16 protein-coding genes are annotated in these 19,380 nt (G+C 59.3%); 9 read left to right on the plus strand and 7 right to left on the minus strand.

The features are described 5' to 3' along the window. Nucleotides 1-15: 15 nt before the first annotated feature. The 5 genes from LGH70_RS07335 (at nt 16) to LGH70_RS07355 (ending at nt 5,370) form a co-directional block, all read left to right on the plus strand. Complete coding sequence (locus tag LGH70_RS07335) at nt 16-855, plus strand: TssN family type VI secretion system protein (protein WP_262905262.1); 840 nt, start codon at nt 16-18, stop codon at nt 853-855. 72 nt (nt 856-927) lie between these two features. Next, nucleotides 928-2,103, plus strand: coding sequence for a hypothetical protein (locus LGH70_RS07340; protein ID WP_226184237.1), 1,176 nt, complete (start codon nt 928-930; stop codon nt 2,101-2,103). A gap of 33 nt (nt 2,104-2,136) precedes the next feature. Then, a complete protein-coding gene (locus LGH70_RS07345) occupies nt 2,137-3,051 on the plus strand; it encodes a hypothetical protein (protein WP_226184239.1) in 915 nt (304 codons plus the stop codon). A 12-nt stretch (nt 3,052-3,063) separates the two neighbouring features. Then, nucleotides 3,064-3,489: a GPW/gp25 family protein gene (locus LGH70_RS07350; protein WP_226184241.1), complete on the plus strand. Its 426-nt coding sequence runs from the start codon at nt 3,064-3,066 to the stop codon at nt 3,487-3,489. 33 nt (nt 3,490-3,522) lie between these two features. Continuing rightward, nucleotides 3,523-5,370, plus strand: a complete 1,848-nt coding sequence (locus tag LGH70_RS07355) for a type VI secretion system baseplate subunit TssF (RefSeq protein ID WP_226184242.1) — start codon at nt 3,523-3,525, stop codon at nt 5,368-5,370. Nucleotides 5,371-5,451: 81 nt separating this feature from the next. On the opposite strand, the gene LGH70_RS07360 is transcribed toward LGH70_RS07355, so the two are convergent. From LGH70_RS07360 to LGH70_RS07370, 3 genes are all read right to left on the minus strand, one after another. Continuing rightward, nucleotides 5,452-6,270 (minus strand): ankyrin repeat domain-containing protein, encoded by an 819-nt coding sequence (locus LGH70_RS07360; protein ID WP_226184244.1) that lies wholly within the window; start codon nt 6,268-6,270, stop codon nt 5,452-5,454. 182 nt (nt 6,271-6,452) lie between these two features. Continuing rightward, complete coding sequence (tssD, locus tag LGH70_RS07365) at nt 6,453-7,877, minus strand: type VI secretion system tube protein TssD (RefSeq protein ID WP_226184246.1); 1,425 nt, start codon at nt 7,875-7,877, stop codon at nt 6,453-6,455. 47 nt (nt 7,878-7,924) lie between these two features. Beyond that, on the minus strand, nt 7,925-10,471 hold the full coding sequence (locus LGH70_RS07370) for an ATP-dependent Clp protease ATP-binding subunit (RefSeq protein ID WP_226184248.1): 2,547 nt from the start codon (nt 10,469-10,471) through the stop codon (nt 7,925-7,927). A gap of 328 nt (nt 10,472-10,799) precedes the next feature. Here LGH70_RS07370 and LGH70_RS07375 point away from each other — a divergent pair, with 328 nt between their 5' ends. The 4 genes from LGH70_RS07375 to LGH70_RS07390 all read left to right on the plus strand — a co-directional run bounded on the left by LGH70_RS07375 (nt 10,800) and on the right by LGH70_RS07390 (nt 13,512). After that, nucleotides 10,800-11,240: a hypothetical protein gene (locus LGH70_RS07375; protein ID WP_226184250.1), complete on the plus strand. Its 441-nt coding sequence runs from the start codon at nt 10,800-10,802 to the stop codon at nt 11,238-11,240. 65 nt (nt 11,241-11,305) lie between these two features. Then, nucleotides 11,306-12,673: a DUF5458 family protein gene (locus tag LGH70_RS07380; protein WP_226184252.1), complete on the plus strand. Its 1,368-nt coding sequence runs from the start codon at nt 11,306-11,308 to the stop codon at nt 12,671-12,673. Between the two features lie 119 nt (nt 12,674-12,792). Beyond that, nucleotides 12,793-13,194 (plus strand): type VI secretion system tube protein TssD, encoded by a 402-nt coding sequence (gene tssD, locus LGH70_RS07385; protein ID WP_226184254.1) that lies wholly within the window; start codon nt 12,793-12,795, stop codon nt 13,192-13,194. A gap of 57 nt (nt 13,195-13,251) precedes the next feature. After that, nucleotides 13,252-13,512 carry a hypothetical protein gene (locus LGH70_RS07390; protein WP_226184707.1) on the plus strand — a complete coding sequence of 87 codons (261 nt, stop codon included), beginning with the start codon at nt 13,252-13,254 and terminating at the stop codon, nt 13,510-13,512. Here the strand turns inward: LGH70_RS07390 and LGH70_RS23915 are convergent. The 4 genes from LGH70_RS23915 to LGH70_RS07410 form a co-directional block, all read right to left on the minus strand. Then, nucleotides 13,480-13,830, minus strand: a complete 351-nt coding sequence (locus tag LGH70_RS23915) for a DUF4259 domain-containing protein (protein ID WP_226184256.1) — start codon at nt 13,828-13,830, stop codon at nt 13,480-13,482. The genes LGH70_RS07390 and LGH70_RS23915 overlap by 33 nt on opposite strands. Before the next feature lie 43 nt (nt 13,831-13,873). Continuing rightward, complete coding sequence (locus LGH70_RS07400) at nt 13,874-14,221, minus strand: cyclic nucleotide-binding domain-containing protein (protein ID WP_226184258.1); 348 nt, start codon at nt 14,219-14,221, stop codon at nt 13,874-13,876. 9 nt (nt 14,222-14,230) lie between these two features. Then, nucleotides 14,231-18,406 (minus strand): RHS repeat-associated core domain-containing protein, encoded by a 4,176-nt coding sequence (locus tag LGH70_RS07405; protein ID WP_226184266.1) that lies wholly within the window; start codon nt 18,404-18,406, stop codon nt 14,231-14,233. A gap of 516 nt (nt 18,407-18,922) precedes the next feature. Then, on the minus strand, nt 18,923-19,315 hold the full coding sequence (locus LGH70_RS07410) for a VOC family protein (protein ID WP_226184268.1): 393 nt from the start codon (nt 19,313-19,315) through the stop codon (nt 18,923-18,925). Between the last annotated feature and the right edge of the window lie 65 nt (nt 19,316-19,380).

The raw sequence follows: 19,380 nt of genomic DNA on the forward strand, positions 1-19,380 counted from the left end.
TACCGCTAGCCCCCTATGCTGAACATCAACCCGGAAGCACACGCTCGTAGCACGGCAAGCAATACCCTCTCCAACGCCCGCTCCAGCCTCCAGCAAAATCCAAAGTTCATCAGTATTTTTCTATATATGCTGGCCAGCATGGCGCTCTTCGCGCTGGTGGGGGCCGGAGCCGTTTATAGCCCGCTTTCCTACAAGGTCACGTTTCTGCTGGTGCAGGCCGCGGCCCTGCTCCTGGGCATCTTTCACCTCTACGCCCAAAGCCGGTGGCTGTCGTGGTTCGACGCCGACGGCTGGGTACACGGCACCGTCATGACGGTGCTGGGCTGGATGGCCGGCGCCGCGGGCATTGCCCTACTGGTGTGGTTGCCCGCTCTGGAAGACCGCACCGCCCCGACGGCCTTCATTATGGCGACGCTGCCAGCCGTGGTGCCTTTCTTTTTCTACGAGGCCTACCGCTCCTGGCTCCAGATTCCGACGAAGCAGTATAAGCTGTGGTACTACCAGCCCAACTCGCCCGGCCCCGACCTGGCCCGCATGGACCTGAGCAACTTTATGGTGATACATTTCTGGATGTCGCGCCGGTTTGGGGAAGCCCTCTACCACGACTTCTCGTCGAAGGCGCCCTACGAAATGCACTTCAGCGACCTGTTCCAGATTTTCCTCTCCGACTACAACGTGCTCAAGCCCGAGCAGGCCATTCAGTACCTCGATGAGCAGGGCCGGGCCTACGGCTGGATATTCTACGCCAAACAGCCCTGGTGGAAACCCCGCCGCTACATCAACCCCGACTACAGCTTCCGCGACAACTTCCTCAAGCAGGGCGACATTATTGTGGCCCAGCGCGTGGCCAGCTAGCCGCGGGGCGCCGTTCCGGTGGCGCTTGCCTAACTTGCTCCACCATCTATCCTTTCCTTTCTGTCCTTTTCTATGCTACCCGAAATCAAGCATTACCCCGTGAACTGGGTTGATGGGATGAAGATATCCCGCCGTCATTTCACCGAGCTTGAACAGTTTACCACCGAGCACCTGCGCGACGCGACGGCCCTGGGCCTGAGCGCCCACCGCTACGGCCTGCTGCCCACCGACTCGCACGGTCTGTCCTCGTTCGAGCTGCTGCTCAGCGTCGATCAGCAGCAAAGCGTGACGGCCCGCCTCACCCACTGCCGGGCCGTTACGGCCGGCGGGGCGCGCCTCGAAATAACGAGCGGCAGCGAGCCACTCACGCTGCGCACCAGTCTGGCCCAGCTGCTGCACGAGTTCAACCTGCCGGCCACCGAGCAGCTGCGCTTCAGCGTGGTGGCCTCGGTGAACCCCTACGTGCGGGTTCCCATGGGCCAGCCGGCACCCGAAGAGGTGCCCCCGCGCCACCCTTATACCCGGCCCGAGTACCAACTGAGCATCGTGCCCACCCAGCAGGTCAACACGGCGGCGGTCAGCTCCTTTCACTTGGTGGTGGGCGAGTTGGTGTACGCTGAGAGCATGCTGCGCGCCGTCCCCCAGTTTATTCCGCCCAGCACGGCCCTGACCAGCCACCCCGGTCTGCTCAAGTGGCTCCACCAGATCGAGCACCTGTTGCAGGAGGTCGAGACGGACGCCTTTAAGGTTATTCACAAGGTGAAGCTGCGGGCCGACAAGAAAAGCGCCCTCAGTGAGCAGGTGCAGTTTCTGGCCGAGCGTACCGTGTTTGCCCTGGCCCAGCACCTGACTACCCTTCACCTGAGTGCTGCCGAGCAGCCGCCCATTTACTTGCTCGACACGCTGCTGCGCATGGCCAAGCAGGTAAAAACGGCCCTGGAATGCTTTACCGAGGCCGAGCGCGAAGAGCTGCTCAAGTACTTCGAGCAGTGGTCGGAAACGGCGCCGGCTACGCTGCTCGGGGCCCTGCACGCGGCCGTGACCCTACGCTACGACCACCACCGGGTGCACGAGCACCTGGAGCAGCAGGTGGCGCTCTGGCAGTTGGTGGCCACTGTGTTCCGGCAGCTCACCCAGCTCGAGTACATCGGCAAGAACAAAGAGGGCTGGAAAACCTTCATCAACGAGAATCCGGTGGCGCCGGCCGCTGCCCCGGAAAAACCCATTACGCGGTGGAATCCTTTCTAACCTTCTTCTTCGCCCGTAACCCTTCCCGCCTGCATGAAGCCCCTTAACCACACCGAACGTACCACCCGTCTGTGGAAATTCACGCTCTTTTACCTGCTAGCCCTGGCCTTGCCGCTGCTGGCGTCCTACTTCCTGTTTTCCGACGGCACCATCGCCGATGAAAACAAGAATCTGAAGCGGGAGCTGCAACGCACCCGCGACGAGCAGCACAAGCTGCTGGCCCAGCTCGACACCCTGACCGGCTACCTGCAGCGCATTGAGCTAACCGACCGGCAGCTGCGCACGGAAAGCAACGACCTCGTGGTTGGGGAGCTCAACAAGCGCAGCCAGGACTACCTGAACGCCATTGCCGTGACGCTCAGCGAGCTGCGGCGCGACTCCACCCAGATGCAGTTCCTGACCAACAAGCGCCTGGCCCATAACATTCTGCGCGACTTCGACCTGTTCCGCAGCAACCGCAGCACCGTGGACTTTCTGCGGCAGTCTCTCGATAAGCGCGGCATCGACGTATCGGGCAAGGAACAGATTGCGGCCGAGCTGGCCCAAACCAAGCAGCTGCTGGCCACCTTTCAGGCGGCGGCAGCCAACCGTCCGGCTCCGGCCGCTGGCGGGGGCGGTGGTGGCTACGGGGGCGGCGGCTATAGTGGTGGCAGCAGCAGCGGGGGCGGCAGCGCCCGGTCGGCTGATCTGCAGCGCCGCCTGCAGGAAAGCAGCAACCAAGTGGCCCTGCTCTCCGATCAGGTCAACTTCGTGAATGCCGACTGCCTGCGGCTGCGGGCGGCCAACATGAGCAAGGAGCAGCGCAAGGAAATGCTGGAACAGGCCCGCAAAGGCTTTGTCGCCATTCTGCAGAATCCCAGCTCGGAAGACATGAAGGCCAGCGTGGAGAAAATGATTGATTCCATCGACAAAGAACTGGGCCGCAAGCGGGGCCTGTTCGGCGGCTAATTCCACGCCCGCATGAGCCACCAGTACTACCGCCTGCCGCTCAATTTTGAGGATCTGCTGCAGCGCCGCCCCCTGGCCCGCTGCTCGGTGCAGGAGTCCATTGCCGAACACTTGTACCTGATGCTGACAACCCACTTCGGCGAGTCGCGCTTCGACCCGGGCTTTGGCTGCGTGGTCTGGCAGCAGGACTTTGAGGCCATGACCACCATGCGCTGGAAAGACAATGTGCAGCGCTCCGTGGAGCAGACCATAGCGGCCCGCGAGCCGCGCCTGGAGCAGGTAAAAGTGCTGGTCGGCATCGAGGATTTCGAAATGAAAGGCATCAACCAGCGCATCCGCAAGCGGCTGGAAGTGACCGTGCGGGCCGTGCTGCACCGCACCAACGAGCCGTTTGCCTTCCGGGCCAGCCTGTTTGTGGCCCCCTTATCGGTAGTATAGGCCCGCTCCTATTCTTTGCTTATTCTGTAATTTATGCACGCTTCCGAAGATTTTACCAGAGCCGGTATCAAAAGTCGCCTCACCCAGAAGGCGGCCGAAATGTGGGGCTACAGCGAGGCCGATATGGAAGGCTTCGACCCCCTGGTGCAGCTGCTGCTGGAAGCCTGCGCCGTGGAGCTGGAAAAAATCGGGCAGGAAATCAACAACACGCAATACCGGCTGGTAGAGCGCCTGGCCAGCCTGCTGAACCCCGACGTGGTGGATGCCCCGCGCCCGGCCCACGCCATTGCCCACGCCCAGCCCCGGGAACCGGTGTCGCTGCTGCCCGCCGACGCCCAGTTTGCGTACCACCGCACGGCTGCGGGCCGGGCTGCGGCCGGCCCGGCTACCTTCTTCTCGCCTTTGCAGGCCACTCGCCTCACCGATGGCGCCATCCGCTACCTGGCCACCGACGACCAGATCTGGCGGGCCGAAGCAGGCGGGCAGAAGCGCCCCCTGGCCATGGCCGCCCGCCCCGAGCCGGCCGAGCACCGCAGCCTCTGGCTTGGGCTGGAGCTGAATCCGGAGGTAACTTCCCTGGCTGACCTCTCCTTCTACTTCGACTGGCTGAATGAGCCCCGCCGCGACGCCTACCTGGCTTATCTGCCCGGCGAGACCTGGCGCCTGGCCGAACGCACATTGCCCGTAGCCCTGGGGCTCGATTCAACGGACAGCGAAACGGTGCCTCTGCTGCACCAGGAGTACGATTTCCTGCAGCGCGTAGAGCAGCATGTGCGCCATCTCTACGCCCCCAATTTTGTGCGCGTGCTGCCCTCCCCCGGCGCTGAACTAGCGTTTTACCTGCGCGAAACCTTCCCCGCACCGCTCGTGTCCCGCTTTGCCCCGGAGGTGCTGGAATCCTTTACCCAGCCGCTGATCTGGCTGGAAGTGCGCTTTTCGCACGCCTTGCCCCCGGAGGCCCTCTCTTCGGTGACATGCGGCCTGAACTGTTTTCCCGTGCTGAACCGCCGCCTCAACAAGCAGCTGTTTCGCCTGCAGCCCGCCCTCAATATCTTCCCGTTGGCTTCGGAAGAAGCCTTCCTGGCCATCCGGGAGGTGTATAGCCTGCGCAACGTCGTGTTTCGCTCCACGACCCTGAGCAGCCTGCAGGAAAACGAAATTGACACCTACACGCTCCGCTACGGTGCTGGCCGCTTCGATGCCCGCTCGGGTAAGGAGGCCCTGCTGGAGCTGCTGGAGCTGCTGCGCGACGAAAGCCGGGCTTTCACGGCCACCGGCACCGATTTTGTCGCCAACACGCTGCGCGAGCTAAACCAAAGTCTGGCCCGCCTGGAAGAGCGACTGGCCCAAACCGCCACCGACTTGGCTACCGACCCGGCTCCCTACGTGATGCTGCGCCCCCAAGACCCCAACGACAGCGTGTACCTGGAGTACTGGTCCAGCGACGGAGAAGCGGGCAACCGTATCCCCAACGGCAGCCGCCTGCAGGTCTACGATGGACATTACCTGGAAGGCGTGCAGCTAGTAACGACCACCAGCGGCGGCCGCGAACGACCCCGCCCGGAGGAGCGGGTGCATACGCTGCGCAAAAACCTGCTCAGCCGCAACCGCATCGTGACAGTAGAAGATATCCGAGCGGCCTGCTGGGCCGAGCTGGGCAATCAGCTCAGCCAAGTGCATATTGAGAAGGGCTTCCGCAATGGCACCACGCCCACGGCGGGCTTCGTGCGCTGCATCCGGGTGGTGCTCACGCCCGCACCGGGCAGCCGCCTTTCGGCACCGGAGTGGCAGCGCACGGCCCAGGAGCTGCAGGTGCTGCTGGCCAGCCAGTCGGCCATGAACCTGCCCTACGAGGTGAGCGTGGCCACTTCGGCACTGTAAAGTCTGTAATTCGCAAAAAAGCCGCACCCGGCACTGCTACAGCAGCAGTGCCGGGTGCGGCTTTTAAAGTCAGTGGCCTGGCTATTTGCCGCCCGGTGAAGGCATAAAGAACGGCGGCTCGGGAATGCCCTGCTGCTGCATCCAGGCTTTCATAGCGGCCACCGCCTGATCTTCCTGCTGGACCCAGGGCTTGCCTACCACCTCGGGCTGGGCGCCCAGGGCATCGAGCTTTTCGCGCCAGGCCCTTCCTTCCGGCGTCTGCTCCCACCGCTCCCGGATTGCCGCGTAGCGTTTGGCTCCTGATGAGGGCACCGGAAACTTCACGCCGTGCGCCAGCAACCACTGTTTCACCTTGATCTGCCACTGAGTAGCCTCCGCGTTGCCCACGCTTTTCTCCTGAGTGCTTACAGCTACTTCGTTATTATTCGTGCGCCAGTCGGCTCCCCTTTCGAGCAGGTAATACACCATCTCAAAATTGTTCAGGCTGGCCAACGTTGCCGTTATCGTCCCGCCCGCACTATCTGTGGCATTGATATCGGCCCCGTGGTCGAGCAGCATTTTCATGCGCGTATAGTTATTGATGTATATGGCATTATGCAGAGCTGGCATCTTGCGCTCATCACGGCTATTGGGGTCGGCACCCAGCTCCAGCAAAGCCAGTAGCAGCTCGTCTTTGGGGCCTTCGGTGGCGATATTAAGCAGGTGTGTGGTATCTACTCCGCCGCTGTTGTTGGGCAGGTGCAAAGGCTGATTCACGTTGGCCTTATGGGCCACCAATGCCTGCAACGATTTCACATGGTGGTGCGAGTAGGCCCACAATAGAAACGTGACGCCCTGCTTGCCTTCCAGATTCGGATTTAGGTCGGGATGCTGCCGAAAAACAGCATCAATTTTAGCCACATTATCTTCCCGGATGGCTTGCGCAAGCGTTAGCGCCGGTCTAGTAGGAAAGTACTCTTCAGGCTTATGCTTATAGATTGGGTTAGCGGACGATTCCATGGAATGACATTGGGTGAGGGAGATGAGCGAGAGCCACAGCCAGCATAGGGCAGCAGAGAAAAGCTTGACGCCAGCCAGTAGCCTCATGACCCCAGATAGTTGGTAATGGTACCGATATCCTGATCTTTCTCATGTTCGATGTGGTCTACCATCTGCGGGGCAATACCGTGCCCGTGCAAGGCCATGGTCACGGCGGGCTTAAAGGGATTCAGCGCCGCCAGATCCTTCCACTGGTGCTGCCACTGCGGGGCGGGTGTCACGGGGCGGGAGGTACCCAGAGCCTTTGGCAGCACCACTCCGCCCGGAATACGCATTCCATTCTGGATGTTATTCAACGGGTCGGAGGTGGAGCGGTAGGCTTCAATCAGGCTGGAAGCCTCCTTCATGACCTGCCGGGAGAGGTTATAGGGTGGCCGCTTAATGGTGTTTACATGAAGGCCCGCCGCATTGAAGGTGTAGCCCTGGGTGCCGGTAATAACACTGGCGGCCGAGGCCAGCCCTCCACCGAGCGAGTGGCCCGTCGTTTCGACCGAGGCCTTGCCGATCTGCTTGACCACGACGTCTGCCAACCGCATCGACTGGTTATACTGTTTCTCCTCTAGGCCGATGCCCTGGCGTAAATCGGCCATGATATCCGGCTTATCCTCCGTTCCGGCGTAGGCAATTACCAGTTTGGGCGGTACCTCGAAGCTCGACTGATATATGGCCGCTTTAAAGCCGGTTTTGGGGTCAAGTAGCAGTTCAGGGCTGGCGCCTACCTGCGCCAGTTCTGGCGCACTCAGCATGTGCCAGCCTTCGGGCTCAGGTACGGGCGGTATTTTGTCGCTGTTATAGACATGGCCGCTCAGGCGGGCCCGCTCCACGGCTATGTTGTTGCGCTCCAGGCGAGTCAGCGCATTTTGCACGTTGGCTTCGGGCGGCCCGGCTAGCTCTGGCGGCACCTGACCAAGCTTCGTGCTGGCCGACTGCATCAGGGTGCGGCGGGCCGTGTAGCGTTCCTTTTTCGAGAGCTGCGGTGTAGCCTCTGCTGCTATCTGCTGGCTGGCAGCTAAGGCTTCCGTCGGCGTTTCGGCCTTAGCAGCGGCTTTTTTGGCCGCTGCCCGCGTCTTGGGCGGCTTATTCCAGCGCTGCTCCAGCACCTGCCCGTCTAGTTCCAGCTGCTGGGCCGAAAGCACCAGCAGACAATGGTGGGCCGCTTCGTCGGCGCCCGGCACTAGCTGCACGTGCTGGTGCACGCAGCGGGCATCGGTAAAGGCCAGGGTGCGGCGGGGCTGGGTCACGTCGTCGGGGAAAAACACGACTTCCCCGCTGCGCAGGCTGTCGGGCAAACTGGCCCACTCGGCCAGCTCGGTCCCTTCCTCCCCATCGAGCAGCAACTGCAGGGGTGTGCCCGTTACTTTCGAGTTGGGCCGGCCCCGGGCATCGGTATTCTGGCGAAATCCAAACGAGCAGGCGGCCAGCGGGTAGGTATGGCCCGCTAGGCGCAGCTCAGCATTGATGTACGTCATAGAAGAACAGATAGCACGAATTGGAAACTCCTGCCGCCGACGGGCAGCTAGCTAATAACTTCGGCGGTTGGCAAGGCCGCCTGTTCAGCTGGCTCTTCGCCGGCCTGAACCTGCCAGGTCAGCTCCTCGGCTTCCAGGGCTTTGTCCAGCGCAATGACTGCACCTTTGCCTACTTCCCCGGCAATAATCATCCGGGAAATGGGCCGCCGCAGCTGCTGCCGGATTACGCCCTTGATGGGCCGGGCGCCGTAGCGCGGCGTGAAGCCCGACAAGGCCAGATGCTCGCGGGCCGCCGTCGACAGTTCCAGCGTAATGCCCTGGCGCTTGAGCTGCTCCTGTAGGGGCCGCAGGTGAATGTCGAAAATCTGCACCACGTTTTCCTCGGAAATGGGCGCAAACGGGACAATTTCGGTGAGCCGGGCCAGAAACTCGGGGCGGAAGTGGCGGCTCATGGTTTCCATCAGCGTGTTGGTAGCCGGAATCTGGCCCTGGCCAAACGACTGGATGATCTGCTCACTGCCGATGTTGGAGGTGAACAGAATCACGGCGTTGGAAAAGTCGCCCTCCCGGCCCAGCCGGTCGTGCAGGCGGCCTTCGTCCAGGATCTGCAGGAAGATGTCGAACACCGAGCTGTGGGCCTTCTCGATTTCGTCGAACAGCACCACCGAATAGGGCTTCTCCCGAATCTTGTTCACCAGCATGCCGCCTTCCTCGTAGCCCACGTAGCCGGGAGGCGCGCCGTAGAGCAGGGCCGCCGAGTGCTCTTCCTTGAACTCCGACATATCGAAGCGAATCAGGAACGACTCGTCGTTGAACAGGAAGTCGGCCAGGGACTTGGCCAGCTCAGTTTTGCCGGTGCCGGTGGGGCCCAGCAAAAAGAACGAGCCAATGGGCTGTCCGGCTTTGGTCAGGCCGGAGCGCGACTCCAGAATGGCTTCGCACAGCGCCTTCACCGCGTGGTTCTGGCCCACCACCCGCTGCTGCAGGGTCTGGTGCATGTTCAGCAGCTTGTCCCGCTCGTTGCTTTGCAGCTTGCCCAGCGGAATGCCGGTTTTGCCCGATACCACGGCGGCAATATCGGTGCGGTCCACGCTGTCTTTCTTGGTAGCCGACAGCACTACCACGGCCGCCAGCAACTCCCGGATATAGGTTTCCAGGGCTTCGGCGGTTTCCAGTGTGTCGGGCTGCTGCTCCTGGTCAAGCTGGTTGAGCCAGAGGTGGCTCACTTGGTTCTGCACCTGGTACAGAAACCAGCGCAGCTCTTTCAGATAATCAGCCTCGGCCAGCTTGGGCTTGCGGGCCACCAGCAGCTCGAAGTCCTGCTGCAACTGCAGCAGCTCGGCGCTGGCGTGCTCGTCGAGCATCCGGATGGCGGCCATGGTACGGTCCACAAGGTCGATGGCCGAGTCTGGTAGCTGCCGGTCCTTAATGTAGCGCTTGGCCAGGCGTACGGCTTCACCCACGGTGCCCTCTCCTACTTGCAGGCCGTGGTGGGCGGCGTAGTAGGGCAGCACGCTTTCCACCATGCGCTCAGCCACCACCACACTCGGCTCCTCCACCCGTAGCACGTCGAAGCGGCGGTTGAAGGCTTCGTCGGCCTCGATGTACTGGCGGTACTCGTCGTTGGTCGTAGCCCCGATAACCGTTATTTCGCCCCGGGCCAGCTCGGGCTTCAGCAACTGGGCAATACCGGCCCCGGCCGAGCCTTTGGGGTCGAGCAGGGCGTGAATTTCGTCGATAAAAAGGATGGCGCGGGTATACTGCTTGATTTCGCTCAGCACGCTCTTGATGCGGTCCTCTACCTCGCCTTTGTAGGAAGCTCCGGCTACCAGCGTACCCAGGTCCAGCTCAAACAGCACTACCTGCTGCAAGTGCGTGGGCACTTTCTTTTGCACGATCTGCTGGGCAAAGCCTTCCACCAGCGCCGACTTGCCCACGCCCGGCTCGCCCACCAGCAGCACGTTGGGTTTGGTGCGCCGCCCCAGAATCTCGGCCATCTGCCGCGTTTCCCGGTCGCGCCCCACAATGGGGTCCAGCTTGCCGGCCTCGGCCTGGGCCGTTTTGTTCACGCAGTACGTCGCCAGCGCCCCGGCTTTGCCGGCCGGCGCGGCGCGGTCCGTCAGCGGGGCCGACTGCTGCCCGTCGGCGCATACGGCCACGGGTTGCATAGCTTCGGGTTCTGCGGCCTCTATCACCTCGCGCTGGGTGAGGGGCAAAGATTTGAGCTGCTCAGTGGTATAGGCCAGCCCGGGCCGCAGCACGGCCGCAAGGGCACACAGCGGGTCGGTCTGGTCCTTGGACAGCTGCAGGGCCACCAGGTCGGCTACTTCCAGAATGGGCTTCAGGTCCTTGTCGGCGGCCGGCGTTTCTGGGGGGCGTACGGCTTTGGGCAGGCCTTCGAGACGCACTTCAGCCCATTCGCGCAGGTAATGAATGTCTTTGCCTAGCTCCACGGCCAGCCACGAGGCCAGCCCTATTTCATTGTGCAGCAGGGCCGTCAGCAGGTGTGGGGCGGCGTAGTACTCGTGGCGGTATTCGTGGGCCACCGCCTGGGCAATGTGTAAGGCTCGCTTTAACTCTTCGGTGTAGGCCATAGACGGAAATAAGATATGAGGCGAAGCAAGAACGGCCCAGGACCGCTCAAGGATACTATAGTCGGTTCGCCTGCGGTGGTAGGATTGGGGCGGTAAGGTAGGATAATATCCCTTTGTGCGGGCCGCAACCACCCGCACATAATTTTTTCTTCTTTCAATAGGGCATTGACAACATTCTATTATATAGTAATTTGCATATTAATAAATCAAGATTTCAGCTTTTTTCTTAGTCAGTTTTTTATTTTCCTGTACCTTACGGCCCAGATGGGACGTATAGAGCTCATCCGAACAGGTTGATTGTGGTCGGTTTAGCTAAAAAATTCAGCTTATGTTTAACTACGGAATCGGGGGGCAGGAACGTAAACTAGATAATGCCTCAGAAGCAATTTCCGACATCCCACTGAACCGCACTCTGCTGGTTCAAAAACTCACCTCCGATCCGCCCCTGCGGGCTCAGATCGTGGAAGGACTCAAGACTCCGGAGGCCGTATTTGCCCATTTCAAGCCCGCCGTTGAAGTGGAGTTTGAAAAGGAAGACGGCACGGTGATGCCCGAAACCCTCCAGTTTCAGTCGCTCGGCGACTTTGGCAAAAGGGGCATCATCAACCAGAGCACTTTCCTGCAGGATCTGAATACCCAAGCGGATGATCTGCAGAAGCTGCTGCGCCAGCTCAAGTCCAACAAGATTCTGAAGTCGGCCCTCGACACGCCCGAAACCAAGGCCGCTTTCCTGGCCGCCATTCAGGCCATGATCAGCGAGCTGGACTAATCCGGCCCAGCGGCTCTTCAGTATTCCTTTCCAACATCCGCTCCTAACCGATAGGTTTTCCCTATATGGCAACCGAACAACAACCCGCTTCTGCCAATTCCCGTGCGCGGGAGCTGGCACCCCGCCTAGAAGAAAACACCCAGGCCCTCGCCAAATTCGGCGGCTTCGACCTGCTGGAAACCACCATTGACGGTGCTTCCAACCTGAATCCGGAGAAAAAGGCCCGCAAAAAGATCTTTCTGACCGAAGACAGCAAGAAGGCCGACCGGCAGCAGCTCAAAAAGCGGCTGGCCCTCTGGCACGAAATGCTCAGCAAAGCCGAATCGGTGGCCGATGCCGTGGAGCAGTGCGAGGCCCAGGTGGAGTCGTCGAACAACCAGCTCACCGACAACCTGCGCAAAGCCATTGAGGCCACGCACGACATGGAGCAGTCGTACCGCTCGGTGGCCCTGTTCTACCGCAACACCGACCAGGACGAGGTCAAGAACATTTCCATCCTGAACGCCGACAAGGATCAGCTGCAGGACCTGGACAACACAACCTTCATTGATGCCGTGTCGGGGGAACTGGAGCAGAACTTCGACCGCCTCGACCTGCGCGACAACTACTCGCTGCTGGTGGTGCCCGGCTACCTGGGCTCCAATAAGGTTATCGACAAATGGGCCAAGATTGCTCATAAGAACAAGGTGATGATGGTCACCGACTTTGAGCACTACGACACGCCCGACGACGTGATTGAATTGTTTGAGGAGGCCAACCTGACCGGCGCCGACCCGCACAAGTCCAACGTCATTATGGCCTGCAACTGGCTCGTGGGCCGCGGCAAGCTGGAGGAGTTGGGCGAAGAGGAAGACCTGTTCGTGCCCCCCTCCTCCGCCCTGGCCGGCCGCATCTATAGCACGCTGGCTTCTCAGGTAACGGCCGGACGCAAGCACGGCACCCTGAACGAAGTAGATGGTGTGCGCTTCCCGCTGCGCAAAAGTGAAATTGCCAACCTCGAAAAGCTGGGCCTGGTGCCCATGGTGAATGAGTACGGCCGCGTTATGGCTTTCTCGGCCAAAACCCTGTTCAACGGCGACAACATCGGCCTGCAGACTTACTCCGTAGTGCGCGTGTTTGACTACGTGACCAAGGTGCTGATTGACTTCCTCAACCGCCGGGCCTTCGAGAACTGGGACCACAACATGCGCATGGACATTCAGAGCCAGGTTGTGCGGTTTCTGGATGGTATTGCCGGCCCGGGTAAACTGATTGAGAAGTTCTCCATCAAGAAGTTTGAGCGCGACCCCAACCAGAAAGACCGGATCCTGCTCGACATCCACATGGTGCCCTACTTCCCGGCCAAGACGTTCCTGGTGTCGCTCGATGGTACCAAAGGCGACGACCCGAACGACCCCGGCCGCGACTGGAACGCCGAGTATAAGCAGCAATAAGGTATCTGAGAAGTGGGTAGAGGCTGAAAGCTGTCGTGTGACGTTGACGACCTGACATTGAGTACAGTATTTCCTTTCCTTTTCTTTTCCACCATTTTTTAACCCTTAACAATTGTATTATGGCCTCATTTAGTGCATTCTTCAATGCCGCTGGCAGCGGTGACTGCGAAGTAGTAAGCTGCAGCTACTCCTTCGATCAAGCCATCGACGACAAAGGTCGTCCTTCGTCGAAGGTTCAGGGCGGCACTATTAAAGTGACGATTGTTTCTACCGACAGCGCTTCGCTGACGAGCTGGATGCTGGACCCGTACAAGCGTGAGAGCGGCAAAATCCAGTTCAAGCGCATTGACCAAGACTCGACCCTGAAGGAAATCTCCTTCGAGGAAGCCTACTGCGTGAGCTACTCCGAGCACTTCGATGCCCGCGGCGCCGACACCAACACATCCATGACGTTAAGCCTGACGATTTCGGCCAACAAGATCAACGCCAATGGCGCTGTTCTGGACAACAAGTGGGTATAAATCTGCTTCGCGCTACATAGAAAAAGCCCCGGCAACTCCTGTTGCCGGGGCTTTTTTATGGCCGTACAAAACAAGCAGTTGGCTTCAACCATGCTTGGCAGCGGCAATGGCTCAAACACCAGCGGCAGCTTGGCTCCGACTTTTTTCCGGCTCGGCTACTTCAGCGTTGCATTTAAGGGGTACAACTTACCTTCAAGTGGTTCGGCGCCTCCGAGCTTGGCAATGGTGGTTTCGATGGACATTCCAGGCTATCCGCATGTGCAATCCCCACAGCAGAACTGCCAATTAACAAGGCAGGCTATCCAGCCGAAGCTGTAGCGTTTGCCGCTCATTTGCTACGGCCGCTCTTATCTCCTCGGAATAGCAATATTCATCGTCTTCTTCCACGATTTGTAATGCCTTTATCGCCCGGGCTAAATCAGCCGTCAAGTGTTTTACCGGCCAAACGTATACATGTCCGAATTGCACTAAGCAATAAGCGGCAGCTCGTAATAAGGGCGCGTTTTCCTCATCTGGCTCAGCCGTTTCTGCTACTTCCAAAGTGGCTCGCACCCGGTCTGGTAACGCGCTTTTATCCAGCAGATTAGCAAACCAGTCAGCGGCCCGGTCATTGTCCCAAGGTTGAATTCCCCACATAAGCTTTTCAATGTGCTGCTAACGGCAACAATAAATGGTAAAATCAGTGGCCTAACTGCTCAAGTTCGGCAAAGAGGGCATCTGCCGACTCCTTGATTCCCTCGCGGAACTTGGCGGGAATTTTGGCCGAACAACGCGCATACCAGTCGTAAAACCCTTGCTTCCACTTAGCAGCCTCTTCGCGCTGTATGGTCAGGTTGGCCAGGGCCGGATATTTTTTACTTAGGTGCAGCAGAATATCCAGATTCACCAGCAGCACCTGCACGGGCTTGTCGGTCTGGATGATATGCTCATAGCTTTTCTGTAGGCGCTTCTCGGCCAGGTTGAAGTAGTGGGCCGGCTCCAGATCCGCGGCTTCATTACCATCGGGGGCAGTGCTGTAAACTTTCATGGGTGCTTGTTACTTTTTGGGGCAAGTCGTGGGTACGACGCGGGTCGGAGTTTCCAGGCGGGGAACGTCTTTCAGGGGGTTGGTAGGGTTCCAACGGTCTATTTCCCGACCTCGGTTTTTATTCAGGAGTCCTGACTTCTGCAGCTTCGTTTCGATGGAATCATCAATATCGTAGTCATCAATTCTCTCGGCTAATCGTTTCCGAATCAGGCCGCCTTCCAAAGAACGGGCTTGGTCGTGGGTGAGGTCCTCGGCCAGTACTTCCATATGGGAAAAGTCTTTACCGGCCAATACGTGCTCATTGGCACGCTCCAGGGCCGTGCGCTCGGTGATACCATAGTACACTACCTTCCCATCCTTTACCAGCTGATAAACGAGTTCGGCCAAACCCAGCGGGTCGAGCCAGCTTAGCGGGTCGTGGGCGTAGCTGTAGAGAGCCATTCCGCCCTTCAGCCGAATAGGATCCTGGGAAATGTACTGGCCGGCCTGGGGGTCGTAATAGCGGAAGCGGTTGTAATAGAGGCCGGTTTCGGCATCCTCGTACTGCCCCTGATACCGGAATGGACAGGCCGTAACCTCACCGGTGCTACGGCGCACTTGGCCGTAACTGTCAAGTTCCACCGACCACACCGCAGAGCCCGATGGGGCGTGCATCTCCAGAGGTGTGCCAAGGTAGTCGGTAATGATGTTATACCGCTCGGAACCTTGCAACTTGGCCATAGGGGCAAAGCTGGTTTCCTCAAACAGCCAGGTGATGACGTCTTCTACATTGGTCTGATCGACTTCCAGCGTAGTCCACTCGTGCAAGGGCACATAGCCGTCCCATACCCAGTGCGTTACCTTGCCTTTGTAGCGCTTGCTCATGCGCCGGCCCAGCGCATCGTAGGTAAAGCGTACTACCTGCCCATCAGGCCGTACGACTTCCTCCAGATGGCCGGCTGCGTTCCACGCATAGCACCATTCCTGGCCCTGGGGTAGGATCTTGCGGTACAGATTACCAGCCTCGTCGTATTCGTAGCGGGTACCATTGGCTTCTAGCAACTGCCCCGCCGGTCCGTAGCGCCGGTCTTGGCGGTCGGAGCGGCGAAATAAGTTGCCTACTGCATCGGGCAGGCGCAACTCGTGGGAACCGTCGCTGAAGGTAGTTGCAGCCAAGTTGCCCCACGTGTCATGCTCAAAACCCGTCCGCCCGTGCTGTGAGTCGGTAATGGCGCGTAGCTGGTCATTGGTCTGCCAATCGTAAGTGCGTACTCGGTCGGCACTGTGGGTGGTAGCCAGGCTTACACGCTGCTCAGTGGGCCGGCCGAATTGGTCGCGCTTCCACCGGGTGCGCAGCCCACCGCTGAAGGTACGCTGCATCTCCAGGCCTTGAGCGTCACGTTCAAACAGGGTCTGCCAGCTACCCGACTGGATCTGAGTGACGTGTCCATCCTCATCACGGCTATACCGTACTTGTGCACCCAGGGTAGAAGCTAAGCCGATACGCTTGCCAAGAGCATCATACTCATTGCTGATGGTGTACTCCCCCTGGCTTTCCTGCAAGAGGTTGCCCAGCATATCCCGCTCAAAAGTTACGGCTACCGTTGCGTTGATGGCAGCAGCCAAGGCTCCATCCTGCCGATACTGATACATGGCATTGGTACCATCGGCGTACGTGACTTCCTGCACCCGGCTGGCGCGGTCGTAGCGGTAACGGGTGCGTTGTCCGGTAGGCAGCTTAAGTTCCACTACCCGCCCGCCTACGTCGCGCTGAAAATGGCGGGTGAGTCCATCGAAGCCGGTTTCGGTGATGACATCACCTTCCGCATCCAGTTCGAAGCGGTAAGCTAAGCCATGCTCGTTAACAACAGCCCGCAGTCGTTCTTCCGTATCGTGCCAAAACTCCACCGTGTGGCCGGCTTCTGCCCGTCGTATTATCCGACCCAGGCCCCGGTATGCATACTGCACATCCTGTTGGCGGTCTTGGGCCCGGGTCACATTGCCCAGTGCATCATAGGCGAAGCGACGTACGTTGCCATCAGCCTCGTGCACCAAGGTTACGCGGCTAAGTAAGTCGTACTCCCGCCACTGCACATTGCCACGCGCGTCGGTAGCTTTGCGCACCCGGCCCCAGTGGTCATGTAGCCAACGGGCACGCTGGTTGTCGGCCGTATGCACCTCACTCAGGTTGCCGTGGTGGTCGTAACGAAGCGTGGTGGTGCGGCCTGTTACTATATCGGTGATAGAGCTGAGTTGGCCCCGGTCGTAGGTATAACGGACGGCCCGTCCCGTGGGGTCGGTACGCTGCACTAGTTGCCCAGCATCATTGTAGGACCGTTGCCATTGCCCTTCTACTGCATCGGTGAGTTGAACAAGGCGACCAAACGCATCATACTCTTGTGTGAGCGTAGCACCATCCGGCAACTCAATAAGCAGGCAGTTGCCCCGGTCGTCGTACTCGTAGCGGGTTTCATTGCCCAGGGGGTCCGTCTCGCTTACTACCTCCATGTACTCGTTGTACTCGGTCACCGTAAGCCCGCCCCGGGCGTCAAATAGGCGGGTGACGACGCCTAGCTCCGGGTCGTACTCATACACGCGCTGGGCCCCGACCGAATCCACGACGATGGTTTGGTTCGCCTCGGTATTGTAGCTAAGACGGCAGGCGTAAATGCCTTCGTCGCCCCAGGTGCGCAAGCAGCGGGCCCCGGGCTCAGTACCGTCGTATTCGTAGTAAAAGCTGACGCCGTTCTTGTAGGTAGCCTGCATCAGCAGCCAGCCCTGATACCGGAAAAGCCAGGCTTGGCCCAGCGCGTCGGCGGCCGAGGTCAGGCGGCTTTTGCCATCGTAGGCGTAGCGCACTAGCTCGACCAAGCCCCGGGGTTCGGTCGGATGGGGAGCCCGGATGGTCAGTATCCGTCCTTCGGCATCGTGCTCTACCAGCAAGGTGCGGCCGGCGCTATCCAGAATACTTTCCAGGTAGCCAGCCGCCGAATACTGAAAGCTAATGGCCGTTTGGGCAACCTCTTTGGCCAGGCGTAGCAGCTTGTAGGAGTCGGTGGCTTCGACGTAGGCAAAGCTGTGCGTCAGGCCTTGCGCATCGGTGTAGCAGTAGGTGCCGGTGGGTTCCCGGGTCAGCGTCAGCTTTTCCTCCCGCAAATAAACCGACTCGCCCAGGGCCAGGGCCTCGGAGCCGGTATAGCGCCCGTCGCTGAGCCGGATAATTACAAACTCACTGTCCGCAAAAATCTCTTCGTCGTAGGCATGATGCCAACCCCGACCCAGGGCGCCATCGTGCGTGGAGGTAGAGTACCAAGTGCGGGCCCAGACCAAGGGTAGCGGGCCCGCCAACTCAAAATCAGTTCCTTCGTTGATAACCTTGCCCGTCGCCACGTCTATCGGTTCGCCAACCCGCCCGCACTTCGATTGAGGGGCTCGGTTACCGGTACAGGTCTTGGCAAACCGGTCCTCCATCTTCTTGGCGAAGGGCGAGTTCATAATCCTTTTTCCCAAGCCCGACTTGGCAATCTTCTCAATGAGCTTGCCGCCCAGCTTCTGCATCACGAAGTTTTTGGCCGCCTCGAAAGCGACCTCCCCCACAATGGCCAAGCCTACTTCCTTGCTTGGGTCGCGGGCAAACTTGGTGGCGCCTTTGGCTACGGCCGCCCCCGTGGCCAGCACCGTGCTGGCCGTCATCAGGTAGCCGGCACCCGTTATCATGGCCGCGCCCAGCGGGGCACCCACGCCGGTAGCCACCAGCAGCGCCCCGCCAATACCCATGGCCAGCCCGCCCCAGAAGGCCCACCCAGAGGCCTCCTCGGCGGCTTCGGCGGCTTCGTCTATCTTGTCCAGCTTTTGGTCAAGCGCGACGGCGGCATCGGCGGCGGCTTTGTTGAGGTGAATGTTGATTTTGCCGCCCACGCCGCACTGGCACTTGCTGGTATCGAGCAGGGGTCGGCAACCCAGGGTGGTTACTCCCGTGTCGGCTACCCGGTCCCACATAATGGGGGCCGGCACGCAGGGCGTGCGCGTGACCTGACACACGCCGAAGGGCAGGATGTTGGTCAGCGGGATGCGGTCGGCCTCGTTGGCTATCTGCGCATCGTAGAGCAGCACGGGCTTGGGCGTCACCATAAAGCGCGTCGGCATTACGCCTTTGTCGCAGGAGAGGAACGCCCCGTCCATGACATATTTGTCACCAGTAGCCATAAGCGTAAAAGTTAAGCGTTACCGGGTTACAAGGTGGTCCTGGCAGCGCGTTAGGTCATTACTTGGTAGCATAAACTTTGCTAAATCTATGGATTTCCCGGTCGAAGGCACAGGCGGCACCAAACAGGCCGGTTTCATTCGTAAGCCAAACGACCGGTTGTCGCCGCTCATTCTGTAAAACCAAACGGCGTACCCACCATCTGCTTTGTGCTTGAGCGGGGACTCCGGCCGGACTTTTTCGGGCCGTCAGCCCAGTAGATACGCAGCTTCTGAAGATCATTTTTTCCTCACTGCTGCTATCACTGCGCTTCCCGGGCTGACGACAGTTGATCAACCTGACGCCTGAATACCCTTGCTGTTTACCTGATGCTATTCCAGGTTCAACGTAAGACCATGGCTTTTATTCATGTTCGCAAGTAGCCGTTGCGCATCATCCCAGAGGCCTGCTTCAGCTTGTCAGTTCGTAGGTCCATTAGGGCACGACAAGTTTAGTGATGATGTTACTCGTGGGCCTGCTCATGCATCTACCCAGTATTCCGACAGGCAGATCTTATTGCCGTCCGGATCAGTCAGGTAGGCAAAATTGCCAAAGAGCGTGCTCACTAAATCCCTGGTTAAAGGCGCTCTGTTTTGCACTAATGCGTTATAGTGCTGCTCCAAGTCGGACACTTCCAGCGTAATGTATGGATAGTTCCCGGATTGTTTACCGGCTGGCTGCTGTTCCCAATCCGATAGGGGCAGCTGCAAAGACAGGTGAATATTGTAGTCTTTGTTTCTCAAGCGTACAATTCTTTCTTCTCCCGCTTTGTGCCAATCGTAAGCTATTATAAAGCCCAGAAATTTGCAGTAAAAGACAATTGAAGCCTCAACATTGCTAACCACAACCACGAATGTTGCCAGTTGGGTCATGGGTAAATATTTAGGCAACGCCACATTTTTTTACTCTGCTTATTCTGGTTTTTCCGCCTGGTCAC

This window comes from Hymenobacter nitidus (assembly GCF_020447315.1).
GTDB classification, from domain to species: Bacteria; Bacteroidota; Bacteroidia; order Cytophagales; family Hymenobacteraceae; genus Hymenobacter; species Hymenobacter nitidus.